Origin of the sequence: Massilia sp. ZL223, assembly GCF_018119395.1 — a bacterium.
GTDB lineage: Bacteria > Pseudomonadota > Gammaproteobacteria > Burkholderiales > Burkholderiaceae_D > Telluria.
The window spans coordinates 74,832-89,991 of sequence record NZ_JAGPWD010000025.1 but is presented as its reverse complement, the minus strand read 5'-3'; the positions used below and the strand labels follow the sequence as shown (position 1 = coordinate 89,991).

The following is a 15,160-nucleotide window of genomic DNA, read 5'->3' as shown; positions in this document are numbered from 1 at the left end:
CTGCGCCGGGACGACGGTCTTGGGGCGAGCGGCCCGTTGAAGCACTGCGGTCCGCAGCCCTGGCACGTCGTCCCGGCGAAGGCCGGGGCCCAAGTTTTTGGCAAACCACTAACACCTCCGCACCAGTTACCCCCGAAATTCCCCCATTCACCCCGATTTTTCGACCCTCTATCGCAAGCCAGTTGAGCCCAGCCTCGTAAATACTTACGCTGTCCATGCTGTCCCTTTCGACATGGAGCGAACAATGCTGAGTTTCCTGCTGTGGCTGGTCCTGCTGTTCCTGTGCTGGCCGATCGCGCTGCTGGCCCTGGTGCTGTATCCGCTCGTCTGGCTCCTGCTGCTGCCGTTCCGGCTGCTCGGCATCGGTGTCGAAGCCGTGTTCGAACTGCTGCGCGCCATCGTGCTGCTGCCGGCCCGGGTGCTCGGCTATTCGCCCGGCCGCTGATCAGCTGCTCGGCTGAGTGTGGGCCAATTAACAGACGACCGGGCCTCGATCTTCTACTGTGGAACCGCCCGCTGTCATCCGGACAGCGGGTTTTGACAAGAGGACAACACTATGCGCCTGGATATTTACCGCAGAGCAGAACGAGACGGGAAGTACTCGTACCTGGCAGTACCCGAAGCCAAGAATATTCCTGAAGAAGCCACCAACACCGACTGGGAGATCGAAACCCGCGCCTACGAGGTCGATGATGGCGCCAGCCAGTTGCCGGATTTTGATATCGAGAACCTGAGCGGCCAGATCGCCGAAAAAGGTTATGCGATGACGTCCGTGCTGCATTAAGCCGCGTATAGACTTCGCGCCCGGCAAGCCGGGCCAAGACAGCACGCCGGAACCCGCGCGCAGCCCGCGTAGCGACCGGATTCCGGCGTGGCATGTTGCCTCTGAGATACGGCCTGACCCGCCCGGTCAGGAAGCCGTTATGGTATCCTGCGTCCTTGATCAAGCAAGCCAGCCGCAACCCGGCTGAGATGGAGGACGTGATGAAGTGGGCAGTGGTTGGTTTTTATTTCCTCTCGATCCTGCACATCCATTTCCGCGGACGGGTACGCCTGCCTTTCCGTCGCCAGCTGTTCGACCATTCGTCGTTCATGGCGCCGATCAACATCTTCATGCATAAGTTCTCGCGGGTGCCGGCCACGCCCTACATTCCGCTGAGCGAATTCCCCGAACTGCAGCGCCTGCAGGACAACTGGCAGGTCATCCGCGCCGAAGCCGAAAACCTGCTCGCCCTCAAGAAGATCAAGGCCGCCGAACAGAACGACGATGCCGGCTTCAACTCCTTCTTCAAGAACGGCTGGAAGCGCTTCTACCTCAAGTGGTACGACGCCAGCCACCCCTCGGCCGAGCGTCTGTGCCCGCAGACCTATGCGCTGCTGCAGTCGATCCCTTCGGTCAAGGCCGCGATGTTCGCCGAGCTGCCGCCAGGCGGCAAGCTGAACCCGCACCGCGATCCCTATGCCGGCTCGATGCGCTACCACTTGGGCCTGGCGACCCCGAACGACGACCGCTGCTTCATCGAAGTCGACGGCGAACGCCACAGCTGGCGCGACGGCGAGGGCGTCGTCTTCGACGAGACTTTCATCCACTGGGCCATCAACGGCAGCGAGAGCGACCGCGTAATCCTGTTCTGCGACGTCGAGCGTCCGATGCGCTTCCGCTGGATGCAGGGCGTCAACCGCTGGCTCGGCCGCACACTGATGACCGCCGCCGCCTCGCCCAACGAGACCGGCGACCAGGTCGGCCTGGTCAGCAAGCTGTTCCGCATTTCCTTCTATGCCGGCCAGTACCGCCGCCGCTTCAAGGCCTGGAACAAGACCGCCTACAACCTGACCCGCATCGCCCTGATCGTCGGCCTGGCCGCGCTGATCTACTGGATCTGAGTCCCTTTACCCGGCGCGCATAATCTGCGCCGCGGGAGTAGCATTCAGGCAACTCCTCGCTATACTTGCGGGTCTTTGACCCGCGCGAGGAGCCGCCTTGGAACACGAAAGCCACCATCACCACCATCCCCACGGCACCGGTGTCCGCTGGCTCGATATCACACTGGCGGTCGCCGCCGCGATCGTGTCGCTCGTCTCATTGTGGCTGGGCCTGCACTCGGCGCACTCGATGGAAAAGCTGGTCGCCGCCAACAGCTACCCCTATCTCGAACTGATGCGTTCGACCTCCACGATGCCGTCCGAAGAAAAGAAGAGCTTTCGCCGGATGGTCTCGTATGAAATGCAGAACAACGGCGTCGGCCCGGCACGGATCGAGTGGGTCCAGTTCTTCTTCAAGGGGCAGCCGGTCGCCGACCTGAGCGCGCTCGCCCAGGCCTGCTGCGCTGGCGCGGGCGGCAACTTCAATGGCATGAACATGCGTGGCGGGGTCGACGATTCGCTGGTTCGTCCCGGCGGATCGCTGGTGATGTTCAGCTGGCCGGAGCCGGATGAGTCGAACCCACGCTTCGACACGCTGCACCGCCAGATGAAGGACATCACCTATTCGGCTTGCTATTGCTCGGTGTTCGACGAGTGCTATGTCCGCAAAGCCTCGGGAGGCAAGCCGCAGCCGGTCGAGCAGTGCACGGCCCCCGGCGTCACCTTCCAGCCGAGGACCGTCCAGCAAGGCTGACCGGCGTCGGCCGTCCGCCTCCTTCGGATGAGCCAAGCGTGCTGCGGCGGCGCGGCCATTGGCCGTATGCTATGGGCTGAGGCAGCCCATCCACCATCAGAACGGAGGCAGGACAATGGCAAAGGTACTGGTACTGTATTACTCGACCTACGGGCATATCGAAACCATGGCCAACGCGGTCGCCGAAGGGGCGCGCGCGGCCGGCGCCACGGTCGACGTGAAGCGCGTGCCCGAGACGGTCCCCGATGACATCGCCACCAAGGCCCACTTCAAGCTGCAGCAGGCCGCGCCCATCGCCAGGGTGGAGGAGCTGGAGCACTACGATGCGATCATCGTCGGGGCGCCCACCCGCTACGGCCGCATGGTGGGCCAGATGGCGTCCTTCCTCGACCAGACCGGCGGCCTGTGGGCGCGCGGCGCGCTCAACGGCAAGGTGGGCGGCGCCTTCACCTCGACCGCGACCCAGCACGGCGGCCAGGAAGCGACCCTGTTCTCGATCATCACCAACCTGCTGCACTTCGGGATGACCATCGTCGGCCTGCCGTACAGCTACCAGGGCCAGATGTCGCTCGACGAGATCGTCGGCGGCAGCCCCTACGGCGCCACGACGATCGCCGGCGGCAAAGGGGAACGCCAGCCCAGCGAGATCGACCTCGGCGGCGCCCGTCACCAGGGCGAACTGATCGCGAAGACCGCCATCAAGCTGTTCGGCTGAACGGCCGCAAGGAAAACGAAGCCCCGCCGGCAAGGCGGGGCGAACTTTGGTATTGTCGTTGTCTCAATCACTACGATGTGCGACGACTACCATGACCGATCTGTCTGCCTTCCCCATCGCCGCCAAATGGCCGGCCCAGCATCCCGAGCGCCTGCAGCTGTACTCGCTGCCCACGCCCAACGGCGTCAAGGTGTCGATCATGCTGGAGGAAACCGGGCTGCCCTATGAGCCGCACAAGGTCAGCTTCGAGACCAACGACCAGCTCTCGCCGGCCTTCCTGTCACTGAACCCGAACAACAAGATCCCGGCGATCGTCGATCCCGACGGACCTGGCGGCAGGCCGCTGCCGCTGTTCGAATCGGGCGCCATCCTGATCTACCTGGCGGAGAAGACCGGCAAGTTCCTGCCTGCCGATCCGGCCGCGCGCTACCAGGTGATCCAGTGGGTGATGTTCCAGATGGGCGGCGTCGGCCCGATGTTCGGCCAGCTCGGCTTCTTCCACAAGTTCGCCGGCCGGGAGTATGAAGACAAGCGGCCGCGCGACCGTTACGTCAACGAATCAAAACGCCTGCTCGGCGTGCTCGAAAGCCAGCTGGCGAAGCATGCGTGGATCGCAGGGGAGGAGTACACGATCGCGGACATCGCGACCTTCCCGTGGGTGAACAACCTGGTCGGCTTCTACGATGCGGGCGAGCTGGTCGGCTTCAAGGACTTCCCGCACCTGAACGCCGCGCTGGAGCGCTTCCGCGCGCGTCCGGCGGTGGCCAGGGGCTTGAAGATCCCGGGCTGACAGGCGGGTGGGCGGCAGGGCCGCCCACGTGCGCGATCAGGTGCGCGGACGGTGGCGGTGGAAGACCAGCGGGCTGTAGGGCACCGCCGAGGGCGGCGGCGAATTCAGGATGCCGGGCTTCATCGCGCCGACCACGTGCATTTCGCAGGGCTTGCAGTCGAAGCGCAGGGTGTAGCGCTCGCCGCCGCTGACCAGGGTCATCGGCTCCGCCCGCACCTGGCCCTGCACGCCTTGCACGCCCTTGGCTTGCTTCGGGCACAGGTTGAACGAGAAGCGCAGGCAGTGCTTGGTGATCATCAGCGGCACCTCGCCCGGTTCCTCGTGCGCCTCGTAGGCGGCGGCGATCAGCTGCACGCCGTGCTTGTGATAGAAGGCGCGCGCCTTCTCGTTGTAGACGTTGGCCAGGTAGCTCAGCTGGGTTTCCGGGTACACCGCGCGCGGCTCGGCCGGGGCCTTGCGCGGCGGACGGTCCCAGGCCGCCAGGCGCGCAGCCTCGTGCGCGGCGACGGCGTCGCGGCGCAGCGCGTTGATGGCGCTGGACGGCACGAACCAGGGCTGGCTCAGCTTCAGCTCGACGTGGCCGGCTTCGAACATGGTGTTGCCGAGCTTGGCCAGGCTGGTGCGCAGGCCAGCCTCGGCCTGGGCGGCCTGCTGGGCCGGCTGCAGGGCGATCGCCGCCACGGCGTCGCTGGCGATGCCGTCTTCGTCGACGATGGCCAGGCGCAGGCCTTCCGGCGTCTCGGACAGGATCAGGTCCACGCGCACCTTGCGCTCCGAAGACTTCTTGTTCAGCGCCGCTTCCCACTGGTGGTCGCGGTTGCGGTGGATGACGCTGCCCACCTTCAGGCCCGGCAGGGTCGCGATGGCCTCGTTCGGAAACACGCGCCAGCGCTGGCCTTCCTCGTCCTCGCCCAGCTTCTCGGCGCGGTTGGCCTGGATGCCGACCGTGGTGCGCTTGTTCATGTAGTTGAGGCCGTCGCCGTTGGCCATCGGCGCGCTGGTGAGCAGGTCGAAGTGGTCGCCGGCGATGCGAGTGACGCTGCCCAGCTCCACGCCCACGTACTTGGGCGAGTCGAAGGCGCCGATATCATCCTGGCGGCCCTGTGCGAAGTAATCGGTGTGGCCGCGGTGGAAGTTCTTGTCCACGTCCGGGGTGAACATGACCTGGGTGCGGCCGCTCGAGGCGCGCGCGAATTCGGGACGGCGCTCCAGCAGCTCGTCCAGCAGGACGCGGTAGTGGGCGGTGATGTTCTTCACATAGCCCATGTCCTTGTAGCGGCCTTCGATCTTGAAGGAGCGGATGCCGGCGTCGACCAGGGCTTCCAGGTTGGCGCTCTGGTCGTTGTCCTTCATCGACAGCAGGTGCTTGTCGTAGGCCACCACGCGGCCCTGGCCGTCGGTCAGGGTGTAGGGCAGGCGGCAGGCCTGCGAGCAGTCGCCGCGGTTGGCGCTGCGGCCGGTGTCGGCGTGCGAGATGTAGCACTGGCCGGAGAAGGCCACGCACAGCGCGCCGTGCACGAAGTACTCCAGCGGCGTGTCGACCTGGGCCTTGATCTTCCTGATCTGCTCGACGGTCAGTTCGCGCGCGAGCACCAGCTGCGAGAAGCCGACGTCGCCCAGGAATTTCGCCTTCTCGACGGTTCGGATGTCGCACTGGGTGCTGGCGTGCAGCTGGATCGGCGGCAGGTCGAGCTCCAGCAGGCCCATGTCCTGGATGATCAGGGCGTCCACGCCGGCCTCGTACAGCTGCCAGATCTGCTTGCGGGCCAGGTCCAGCTCGGCGTCGTGCATGATGGTGTTCATGGTGACGAAGATGCGCGCGCGGTAGCGGTGCGCGAACTCGACCAGCGCCGCGATGTCCTCGAGGGGATTGCTGGCGTTGTGGCGGGCGCCGAAGGCCGGGCCGCCGATATAGACCGCGTCGGCGCCGTGAAGGATGGCTTCGCGGCCGATCTCGGCGGTCTTGGCGGGCGAGAGCAGTTCGAGCTGGTGAGCGAGGAGGGACATGGGAATTCCTGTGGGGCGAAGGCCGAAATTATAGCCAGATCGCCGTCCGCCGTCATTCCCGGGGAAGCAGTGCGCCTCTCGCCGTCCCCGTCTGTGTTGTTGCCTGGCCTCGACCGTGCACGCGCATGCGGCTGCGCAGGTCGGGCTGGAAGAAATATTCCCCGCCGCCCAGGCTGTCCAGCAAGGCTTGCGCATCGCGCTGGTCGCGGCTGGGAAAACCCTGCGGGAAGCGGCGCAGCACCGCCGCCAACTGGCCCAGGGCCTCGGCGGCGCGCGGCGTGCCCAGCGACCACTGGGCGCGGGTGAGGGCGACGCGCAGCAGCCAGGCCAGCGCCCCTTGCGACTCGGCAATTGCGGCGGCCTGCAGCAGCACGCTGTCCGCCTGGGCCGGGGGGCGGCCGGCGGTGCGCATCCAGACCGCTTTCTGGCGGATCAGCTCCGCCGCGCACCAGCCCGCCAGGCCCTGGCCGACCCGGGCGAAATCGGCCGGCCCGGCCAGGCCGGGAAGGATGGTGAAGATCGTCTCGGCCTGCGGTCCCGGCAGCAGCGCACCGGCGCCGCTCGGGCATGCCCCTTCGCTCAGCGCGCTGAACTGGGCCGCCCAGGATTGCCAGTGTTTCAGCCCGTGCACCTGCGAGCGCTCACACAGCACGCCGGTGAAATAGGACGCCGCATGCTGGTCGCCGTTCCAGAAGGCAATTGGGATGGCGGACAGGGCCAGCGACAGGCAGGTCGAGGCGGGATGCTCGATTTCCTGGGCGCGCTCGAGCGCATTCGTGGCCAGTGCGGCCGCTTCCTCGGCATGGCCCGCGAGCCAGCGGATGCGCGCCAGCACCGCGCTGGAGGCCGCCTGGCGGTCGTACTGGAGCGCCGTTCCGGCGGGACCATGTGGCGCCGGCCATTGTTCCGTGTCGCGCGCAAGCCGGTGCACGCGTTCGGCGTGGAACCGCGCCTGGCGCTGTTCGCCATGGAAATGCAGGGCGGCCGCCATCATCCGGTCGTGGATATCGTCGGCGCAGCGGTCATGCGCGCTCTTGCCGCCCTTACGGTAAGGCGCGAACGCATGAGCCAGGGCGATTGCCTCCGGATACTGCCCCTGGAGCAGGTGATTGACGCACAGCCCGCCGAAGCTGCGCGCCAGCTGGGGTTTGTCCCCCTGGCTGTGCGCCAGCTCGTAGGCGCGGGTGAAGGCGGCCGCTACCTGTTCCGACGGGCTGTCAAGGTGCACCAGGACCCCGCCCAGGCTGGCCTGCAAGGCCATTTCGGCAGCGGCGTCGCGCGCGTGCGGCAAGGCGCGCAGGATCTGGGTGCGCTGCTCGTCCAGCAGCGACAATTCGCTCCACAGCGGCGTGGCCGCCGCGGCCAGGCGGACGCCCAGTCCGGCATCGCCGCCGTGCGCGAAACACCAGTCGAGGGCGGCGCGCACGTCTGCCAGGCGGCCGGCATGGCGGGCCAGGCGCTGCGCTCCGCCGCGCTCGCCGCGCGCTTCCAGCATCAGGTCCAGGCAGCGCGCGGCGTGGGCGCGCGCGACAAAGGCCAGTTCGCCATCCTGCGCCAGGCGCTCGGCGGCGTACAGGCGGGTGGTCGCGAGCATCCGGTAGCCCACGCCGGCGCCATCGTAGTCGCACACGAGCAGGGAACGCGCGGCCAGGTTGTACAGGGCCGCCGGTTCGAACGCGGCGCCCTGGTCCGGCCACAGGGCGCGGGCGCAATCGGCGGTAAAACCGCCGCGCCATGCCGACAGGCAGCGCAGCAGGCGCTGTTCGCCCGCCGACAGGAGTGCATAGCTCCAGTCGAGCACGTCGCGCATCGACTGGTGACGCGCCTCGCCGCCGGGCCGGCTGCGCGACAGCATGGCAAGCGATGCGCCCAGCCCGGAGGCGACGCCGTGCAGTCCGAGCATCGGTACCCGCGCGGCGGCCAGTTCGATGGCCAGGGGCAGGCCGTCCAGGCGCCGGCACATTTCCGCGATCAGGTTCCAGTCGTCCGCAGTCAGGCGCGAAGCATCAATCGCACCGGCTGCGCATTCGACGAACAGGGCCAGCGCGCCGTAGGCGGGGAGCGCCTCGGCCGGCGTACCCGCAGCGGGCACGGCGAGCGGCCCCAGGGAGTGCACCCGCTCGCCCGCCAGGCCCAGCGCCTCGCGGCTGGTCGCCAGCAGGGTCAGGCCGGGCGCGGCCGCGCACAAGCCCTCGGCCAGGCGCGCCGGCGCATCGCCCAAGTGTTCGCAGCTGTCGAGCACCAGCAGCATGCTGCGCCCGCGCAGTTGGGCCAGGATAGCGTCGTAGGGAGCATGCGAGGGGAGTTCCAGCGCCGCCGCCAGGGCGTCGACGACCAAGGAGGGATGGGAAACGCTTCCCAGCTCCAGCATGCTCACTCCGTCGCGGAAGTGCTGGGCCATCTGGCGTGCGCAGGCGATGGCGAGCGCCGTCTTGCCCACGCCGCCGGGTCCGGCGATGGTGAGCAGGCGCGTGTCCCCCAGGGCGGCGCAGACGGCGCCGACGGCGTCCTCGCGGCCGATCAGCCGCGAGCCGAAGCGCTGGTCCAGGCGGAGAGGCGCGGACAGGGGGGTGATGGGCGAGCCTGGCGCCGCGGCGATGGAGGCCGAGGACACCGGGCCGACGAAGCTGTAGCCGCGGCCGGCCACGTTGTCGATGTAGCGCAGGCCGCCGCTGTCTTTTTCCAGGAGCTTGCGCAGGGCGCTGATGTGGACCCGCAGGTTGGATTCTTCGACGCAGGTACGCGGCCAGGCGCGCGCCATCAGCTCTTCCTTGCCGACGACCGCGCCCGCCCGCTCGAGCAGGAGGGTCAGCACGTCGAACGCCCGGCTGCCGATCTGGACCGGCTCGCCATTCCTCAGCAGCGTCCGGCGCAGCGGATGCAGTTCGAATGGACCGAACTTGAACGGAACGGTGTTCATGCGGTGTGTGTCATGCAGGACTGAGTGGGCACGGTGGGCGCTTTCGTGTCATGGCCTTTATGAACTTGCAACAGTTTAGCGCAAGCTTCAGCACTTTCCGTCAACCGGATACAACATTACGAGCGCATGCACTGAATTTTGGTCGACAATTCTTTCACGAACCTTGCAGACTTTTAGTATTTTTACCCGCTCCGCATGATTACACCGGTTGACCGCTTAATTCACGCGGAATTGGCCGTCGACCAGGCGCGCAATGCCCAGCGGATTACCGTCGCGCAAGGCTTGCGGCAAGAGTCCGGCCGGGACATCCTGGTAGCAGACCGGCCGCAGGAAACGCTCGATCGCCGCCGCCCCCACCGAAGTCGAGCGGCTGTCCGATGTGGCCGGGAAGGGACCGCCGTGCACCATCGCATGGGCCACCTCGACACCGGTCGGGAAGCCGTTGAACAGGATCCGTCCGGCCTTCCGTTCCAGGGTCGGCAGCAGGGCGGCCGCGAGGGCATGGTCGGCCTCCGTCGCATGGACGGTGGCGGTCAGCTGGCCTTCCAGGTGACGCGCCACGGCCAGCATCTCGGCCTGGTCGCGGCAGGCGATGAGCACCGAGGCCGGTCCGAAGATCTCTTCTTCCAGGGCCGGGTTGGCCAGGTAGGTGGCGGCGTCGCACTGGTACAGGGCCGCCTGGGCGGCGCAGCCGGTTCCTTCGGCGCTGCCGCGTGCGAGCAGTTGCACGCCGGCCAGGCCCGAGCGGCGCGCGATGGCGCCGAGATAGGCCTGGTGGATGCCGGCGGTGAGCATGGTCCCGGCGGCTTTGGCCTGCAGCGCGTCCACCGCGGCAATGCGGAAGGCGTCCAGCGCCTCGCCCGCCAGCGCGATCACCAGGCCCGGGTTGGTGCAGAACTGGCCGACGCCCAGGGTCAGCGAATCGATGAAGCCCGCCGCCAGCCTGGCGCCGCCGTTGGCGAGCGCGCCCGGCAACAGGAAGACTGGATTGACGCTGCTCATTTCCGCATAGACGGGAATCGGCACCGGACGCGCATTCGCGATGCGCAGCAGCGCCAGGCCGCCCTGCCGCGAGCCGGTGAAGCCGACCGCCTGGATCGCCGGGTGGTTCACCAGGTCCTGGCCGATCTGCTTGCCTTCGCCGATCACCATCGAGAACACGCCTTCCGGCATGCCGCAATCGATGGCGGCCCTCTGCACGGCCCTGGCCACCAGCTCCGAGGTGCCCAAGTGGGCGTTATGGGCCTTGACCACCACCGGGCAGCCGGCCGCCAGCGCGGAGGCGGTGTCGCCGCCGGCAACCGAGAACGCCAAGGGGAAGTTGCTGGCGCCGAACACGGCTACCGGGCCGAGCGGGATCTTCGCCATCCGCAGGTCCGGGCGCGGCGGGCTGCGCTGGGGCAGGGCCGCGTCCAGGGTCGCTCCCAGGAAGTGGCCGTCGCGAACCACCTTGGCGAACAGGCGAAGCTGGTTGACCGTGCGTCCACGTTCGCCTTCCAGGCGCGCTAGCGGCAGGCCGGATTCCTGATGGGCGCGCTCGATCAGCAGCGGGCCGATGTCCAGGATTTCTTCCGCGATCGATTCGAGGAAACGGGCGCGCTGCTCCAGGCCAATGGCGCGGTAGGCATCGAAGGCCTGCTCCGCCAGTTCGCAGGCGGCCGCCAGCTGCGCCGGGCTCGCCGTGCCGAAGGCCGGTTCCAGTTCCGCGCCGCGCGCGGGGTCGGCGCTGCGCACTTCGCCTGCGACACCGCGCTCGCTGCGGCGCCCAATGATCATTTCTCCGTGAATCGTCATGCCTGCTCCCATAAAGACTGTGACTGCCGTGCGTTCATAAAAGGCCGGGCGCGATCTTATCAAAGGGCTGTGCGCGAGGCTGTGCCGATTCCCGCAGCGAAGGGCGTTAAATGCGACAGCGATATACGTATCCATTTTTCATGGCCAGGCCGGGTTCCGCTGGCTAGAATGAGGCGCTGACAATACTGAGGGAGCGACAAATGCGTGGAGTCCTGATGGCGCCTGTGCTGGCCGCCGCATTGAACATCGTTCCGGCAGCGGCGCAATCCCTGCCTTCGGTCAGCGTACCGCCCGAGGTCGACCGGGTGTTGCGCGATTACGAAAAGGCCTGGGCGGCGAACGACGCCAGGGGCCTCGCCGCCCTGTTCGCGGAGGACGGCATGGCCCTGCCGAGCAACCAGCCGCCCGCGCGCGGCAGGGACAGCATCGCGAAGGCGTACTCCGGCGGTGGCGGCATGCCGACTTTCCTGCGCGTGATCGATTACCGCGCTTCCGGCGACCTCGCCACGGTGGTGGGCGCGTATGGCCCGGCCGGCCAGGCGCTCGATGCCGGCAAGTTCGTGCTGGTACTGCGCAAGGTGGATGGCCGCTGGCTTATCGCGGCCGACATCGAGAATGCCAATATGCGCATGGGACCGCCGCCGCGGCCGCCGCCGAAGCCGGCGGGTTGAAAGACATCCGGCGAGGGCTCAGGCCGGCATGGGGATAGCCTGGCGCAGGCGGATGATGTGCCGGGCGCCGTCGCTGCCGATCACTTCGATGCTCTGCACCTTGCCGCCGTCTTCCTGGACGTAGATGTCCTGGGGATGGCGGACCATGTGATCCAGGCCGTCGAAGCTCACGGCCAACATATCGTTCTTGGGGTCGTACAGGATGCCCAGCAGCGGAATCCATGCGGCCGCGAGCTGGACGCCGAAGTTCATCGACGCGACTTCGACCTCGGCCGGCGTACCGAGGAGCGCCTTCGACATCCTGTCGGCGTAGATTCCCCAGGCGGGCTTGTCCAATCTGATGGTGGCCATGCTTCCTCTCCTTTGCCTCCTCTGTCATCAGACCGCGCCGCGCCGCCCGAGTTTCGCGATCACTTCATCGTATAGCTCTGCCAGGCGGTGTCGACGGCATAGTTACGCGCAGTGTCCCAGTAGGTGAAGCTGTAGCGCACCACGTCGCCGATCTTCAGGCCGCCGGCGATGAAGCTGTTGCTGCTGCCGTCGAGGCGCATGCGCACGTTCTGCTGGGCGCCGTTGTTGACCGTGTAGTGCACGTCGGCCCAGCTGCCGGTATTCGCGGTGAACTGGAGCGTGGTCGCCGAGGTCTGGGTCACGTAGGTCGGGCCGGTCGGCGCCGGCGGCGGGGTGGTGGTCGTGCCCGAATCCCAGACGATGTCGTCGATCGCGAACTGGAAGGCCGAGGCAGGCAAGCGGTTGGCGTCGCTCGAGATCATGAAGACGTCGAGCAGCGACTGCAGCGCCACCTTGGGACCGATCAGGGTGCTCACGGGGACGGTGGCGGTCGCCCACTCGCCGTTGCGCAGCAGGCCGTGGGTCGTGGTGTTGGCCGGGAAGTTGACCCAGTTCTGGTTGGTGTAGGTGTCGCCGACGCCGATGTTGAAGGAGACGTTGGCCGGAATCTTGATTCGGAACTTCATCGTCCCGTTGCGGAAATTGCTCAGGTCGCGGGCCTGGCGCGACTGGACGCCGCCGCCGAACCACTGGCCGGGGGCGTTGTAGCTCCAGGCGATGACGTTGCTGCCCTCGTAGGGCGGAAGATTGCCCGCGCCGCTGGAGGCGCCGTTCCACAGGAAGATGTCCGAGCTGGTGCCGGCCACCAGCTTGTTGTTGACGCTCGTGGTGTCGGTGAACACGCCGAACTTGCCGACTTCCGGCACGGTCTGGTTGCCCAGCTTGACCGTTCCCTTGCCGTCGAGCTGGTAGACGCGCACGTAGTCGACGTACATGGTCCCGGGCATCGGCGCGCTAACCTGGCCCGGGCTGGCGGCGTCGGTGAAATTGCCGCCCACGGCGAGGTTCAGGAGCAGGTAGAAGGGCGCCTGCAGGGCCGTCGAATTGACCGGAAGCGGCGCGTCGTACATGTTGCGCTCGACGCCATTGTCGACGACCGTGAAACGCATCTCGCTCTCGGTCCAGTACAGGCGGTAGAGGACGAAGCGGTTGGTCAGCGGGGTCGAGGAGACGTACCAGTTCTTGGTCTGCCAGGCGGTCGAGGCGGCGCAGCTTTCATTGCCGGGGACGCAGGCCGCTTGCTGGTAGGTGATGACGTTGGAGCCGACAAAATTGTTGGCGGAGGGCGAACCGGCGGCGGTCCGGCTCGAGGCCTTGTGGCCCATCTCCATGATGTCGATCTCGCCGTTGCGCGGCCAGGTCTGCGGGCTCACGCCCAGCATCCATGCGGCCGGCCATAGCCCGGTGGCGACGGCGGGAGTGCTCATGCGCACCTCGACCATCCCGTACTGCACCTGGACCTTGCCCTTGGTGTCGACCTTCCCTGAGGTGAAGACATTGCTGCCGATGGTCTGGTTGCGCGCCTGGATCGCAAGGGCGCGGGTGCCGGATTCGAAGGGTACGTTAACGATCGACACGTTGTTGGGGCTGTAGTATTGCAGCTCGGCATTTCCGTATCCGCACAGGCTGATCTGGCAGCCGTTGCCGTCGGTGGCGGTCCACGCACCGGTGTTGAGGCTGGTGCCATTGAATTCCTCGGACCACAGCAACTGGCCGATGGCGGGGTTGCTGACGCTGGCGGAGGTCTGCGCCCCCATGGTCAGCAGCAGGCCTGCGGCTATTGCCTGGAAAGGTTTCCATTTAAAGTGACGATTTTGTTTATGGTTATTCACTTCGACTCCTCGATTAACTCCAAAGAAATGTGGGGAGGCCGTTCTGGCTCCGCCACGCTGCGCCCAACATCGACGTTGGTTCTGAGAATTCTTGCGGAAGCTATGACTGGAAACGTTTCCATTCGGAATACGAAAAAATATATGCGTATTTGAACGGCGCGTCAAATCGAATCGTGCGCGGCAAAGCTATTGAAAGCGCTCGGTTGTGAATGTTTGAGGTGGCTCAAAAAGAGGGCAGGTGGGGCTTCGGGAGTGAGCCGGCGCGCAGGGAAGCTAAGGCCTTGGACCGGCCCTCCCCGTTTGCGCAACTCGACGAGTATCGGAATTTCTTCATGGCATATCGCAACTCAACAAGTTGCGGTATGCTGCCGGCAGGAGAAGCCATATGAGAAACGATTTTCGTCTGTCGAGGATACTGCATGTCCTCGTCCACCTGCACGGCCGCAAAGGCGCGGCCAGTTCCGAAGAGATCGCCACGATGCTGGACACGAATCCGGTACTGGTACGCCGCATGATGGCGGGCTTGCGCACCGCTGGCTACGTTAATTCCACGGGCGGGCGGGGCGGCGGCTGGACCCTGGCCGCCGACCCGGACACCATCACGGTGCTGGACGTCTACCGCGCCCTTGAGGAGCCGGTCATCTTCGCGATCGGTCCCAGTGTCGATCATCCAGGCTGCGCGGCCGAGGAAGCCATTACCGGTACGCTCAATGTCGCCCTGGCGCAGGCCGCAGGCCACCTGATGCGCCAATTCGGCGAGATTCGCCTGTCGGCCTTCTTGCCGCCGGCCCGCCCCGGCTGAAGCGCACTTCCGGAGCGCAGCCTACGCGCTGCGCATGAAATGGCGGCGCCGCCGCCATATTACTTTACCGCTTATATAACTGTTGATATTCTTTGCCCATGAAACAAGGACTCGGTACCCAATTGCGCCACCTGATCGAGCTGCTCGACAGCGCGGTCGAAGCCGCCTACGTCGATGCCGACCTGCCGGATTACCGGCCACGCTACACGCCGGTCATGCGCGTGCTGTCGATGCGCGAGGCGGTGACGATTGGCGAGATCGCGGCCCTGGCCGGCATCACCCAGCCAGCCGCCACCCAGACCGTGGCGCTGATGCAGAAGCAGGGCCTGGTGCAGATTGCGCCGGGCGCGGAGGATGCCCGCCAGCGCGTGGTCAGCCTGAGCGCGAAAGGAAGCGCACTGCTGCCGCGCCTGCAGGAATGCTGGCGCGCGACCAAGCTCGCGGCGGATGGCCTGGACGCCGACCTCGACCTGCCACTGTCGCAATCGCTGGCGCAGGCCATCGCCGCCCTGGCCGACCGGCCGTTCGGCGAGCGCATCCGGGAGGCGCGACTGGCGTTGCAGCAGGACGGCGGCAGCAAGGCGACAGGCCAAGACAGCCGGCGCCGGTCCGGCAAGAAGAACGCGGCTTAAGAAGAATCCAGAAAAATGTACAGGAGACG

Annotated in this window: 14 protein-coding genes; 9 read left to right on the top strand and 5 right to left on the bottom strand. The window is 66.6% G+C overall.

Annotation, left to right across the window (positions count from 1 at the left end):
• The first annotated feature begins 244 nt into the window (after positions 1–244).
• The 6 genes from KBW95_RS16090 (at position 245) to KBW95_RS16065 (ending at position 4,122) form a co-directional block, all read left to right on the top strand.
• Positions 245–445: a hypothetical protein gene (locus KBW95_RS16090; RefSeq protein ID WP_211522783.1), complete on the top strand. Its 201-nt coding sequence runs from the start codon at positions 245–247 to the stop codon at positions 443–445.
• A 111-nt stretch (positions 446–556) separates the two neighbouring features.
• The gene (locus KBW95_RS16085; protein WP_211522784.1) at positions 557–784 is read left to right on the top strand and encodes a DUF6139 family protein; all 228 of its coding nucleotides are present in this window, start codon (positions 557–559) and stop codon (positions 782–784) included.
• 200 nt (positions 785–984) lie between these two features.
• Positions 985–1,884, top strand: coding sequence for a lipid A hydroxylase LpxO (lpxO, locus tag KBW95_RS16080; RefSeq protein WP_211528741.1), 900 nt, complete (start codon positions 985–987; stop codon positions 1,882–1,884).
• 97 nt (positions 1,885–1,981) lie between these two features.
• Positions 1,982–2,617, top strand: coding sequence for a hypothetical protein (locus KBW95_RS16075; RefSeq protein ID WP_211528740.1), 636 nt, complete (start codon positions 1,982–1,984; stop codon positions 2,615–2,617).
• A 115-nt stretch (positions 2,618–2,732) separates the two neighbouring features.
• A complete protein-coding gene (gene wrbA / locus KBW95_RS16070) occupies positions 2,733–3,332 on the top strand; it encodes an NAD(P)H:quinone oxidoreductase (protein ID WP_211522787.1) in 600 nt (199 codons plus the stop codon).
• A 91-nt stretch (positions 3,333–3,423) separates the two neighbouring features.
• Positions 3,424–4,122 carry a glutathione binding-like protein gene (locus tag KBW95_RS16065; RefSeq protein ID WP_211528739.1) on the top strand — a complete coding sequence of 233 codons (699 nt, stop codon included), beginning with the start codon at positions 3,424–3,426 and terminating at the stop codon, positions 4,120–4,122.
• A gap of 36 nt (positions 4,123–4,158) precedes the next feature.
• Here the strand turns inward: KBW95_RS16065 and KBW95_RS16060 are convergent, their stop codons facing one another.
• The 3 genes from KBW95_RS16060 to KBW95_RS16050 form a co-directional block, all read right to left on the bottom strand.
• Positions 4,159–6,129, bottom strand: a complete 1,971-nt coding sequence (locus KBW95_RS16060) for a U32 family peptidase (RefSeq protein WP_211528738.1) — start codon at positions 6,127–6,129, stop codon at positions 4,159–4,161.
• Between the two features lie 52 nt (positions 6,130–6,181).
• Positions 6,182–9,049, bottom strand: coding sequence for a winged helix-turn-helix domain-containing protein (locus KBW95_RS16055; protein ID WP_211528737.1), 2,868 nt, complete (start codon positions 9,047–9,049; stop codon positions 6,182–6,184).
• A 216-nt stretch (positions 9,050–9,265) separates the two neighbouring features.
• The gene (locus KBW95_RS16050) at positions 9,266–10,843 is read right to left on the bottom strand and encodes an aldehyde dehydrogenase (NADP(+)) (RefSeq protein ID WP_211528736.1); all 1,578 of its coding nucleotides are present in this window, start codon (positions 10,841–10,843) and stop codon (positions 9,266–9,268) included.
• 215 nt (positions 10,844–11,058) lie between these two features.
• On the opposite strand from KBW95_RS16050, the gene KBW95_RS16045 reads away from it, so the two are divergent.
• Positions 11,059–11,514 (top strand): SgcJ/EcaC family oxidoreductase, encoded by a 456-nt coding sequence (locus KBW95_RS16045; RefSeq protein ID WP_211528735.1) that lies wholly within the window; start codon positions 11,059–11,061, stop codon positions 11,512–11,514.
• Between the two features lie 18 nt (positions 11,515–11,532).
• Here the strand turns inward: KBW95_RS16045 and KBW95_RS16040 are convergent, their stop codons facing one another.
• Both KBW95_RS16040 and KBW95_RS16035 read right to left on the bottom strand, forming a co-directional pair.
• Positions 11,533–11,865 (bottom strand): DUF5335 family protein, encoded by a 333-nt coding sequence (locus KBW95_RS16040; RefSeq protein ID WP_211528734.1) that lies wholly within the window; start codon positions 11,863–11,865, stop codon positions 11,533–11,535.
• 59 nt (positions 11,866–11,924) lie between these two features.
• Positions 11,925–13,697: a family 16 glycosylhydrolase gene (locus tag KBW95_RS16035; RefSeq protein WP_373888812.1), complete on the bottom strand. Its 1,773-nt coding sequence runs from the start codon at positions 13,695–13,697 to the stop codon at positions 11,925–11,927.
• 385 nt (positions 13,698–14,082) lie between these two features.
• Between KBW95_RS16035 and KBW95_RS16030 the strand changes: the two genes are divergently transcribed.
• Both KBW95_RS16030 and KBW95_RS16025 read left to right on the top strand, forming a co-directional pair.
• Complete coding sequence (locus KBW95_RS16030; protein ID WP_211528733.1) at positions 14,083–14,499, top strand: Rrf2 family transcriptional regulator; 417 nt, start codon at positions 14,083–14,085, stop codon at positions 14,497–14,499.
• Between the two features lie 98 nt (positions 14,500–14,597).
• Positions 14,598–15,131 carry a MarR family winged helix-turn-helix transcriptional regulator gene (locus KBW95_RS16025; protein WP_211528732.1) on the top strand — a complete coding sequence of 178 codons (534 nt, stop codon included), beginning with the start codon at positions 14,598–14,600 and terminating at the stop codon, positions 15,129–15,131.
• Positions 15,132–15,160 lie beyond the last annotated feature (29 nt).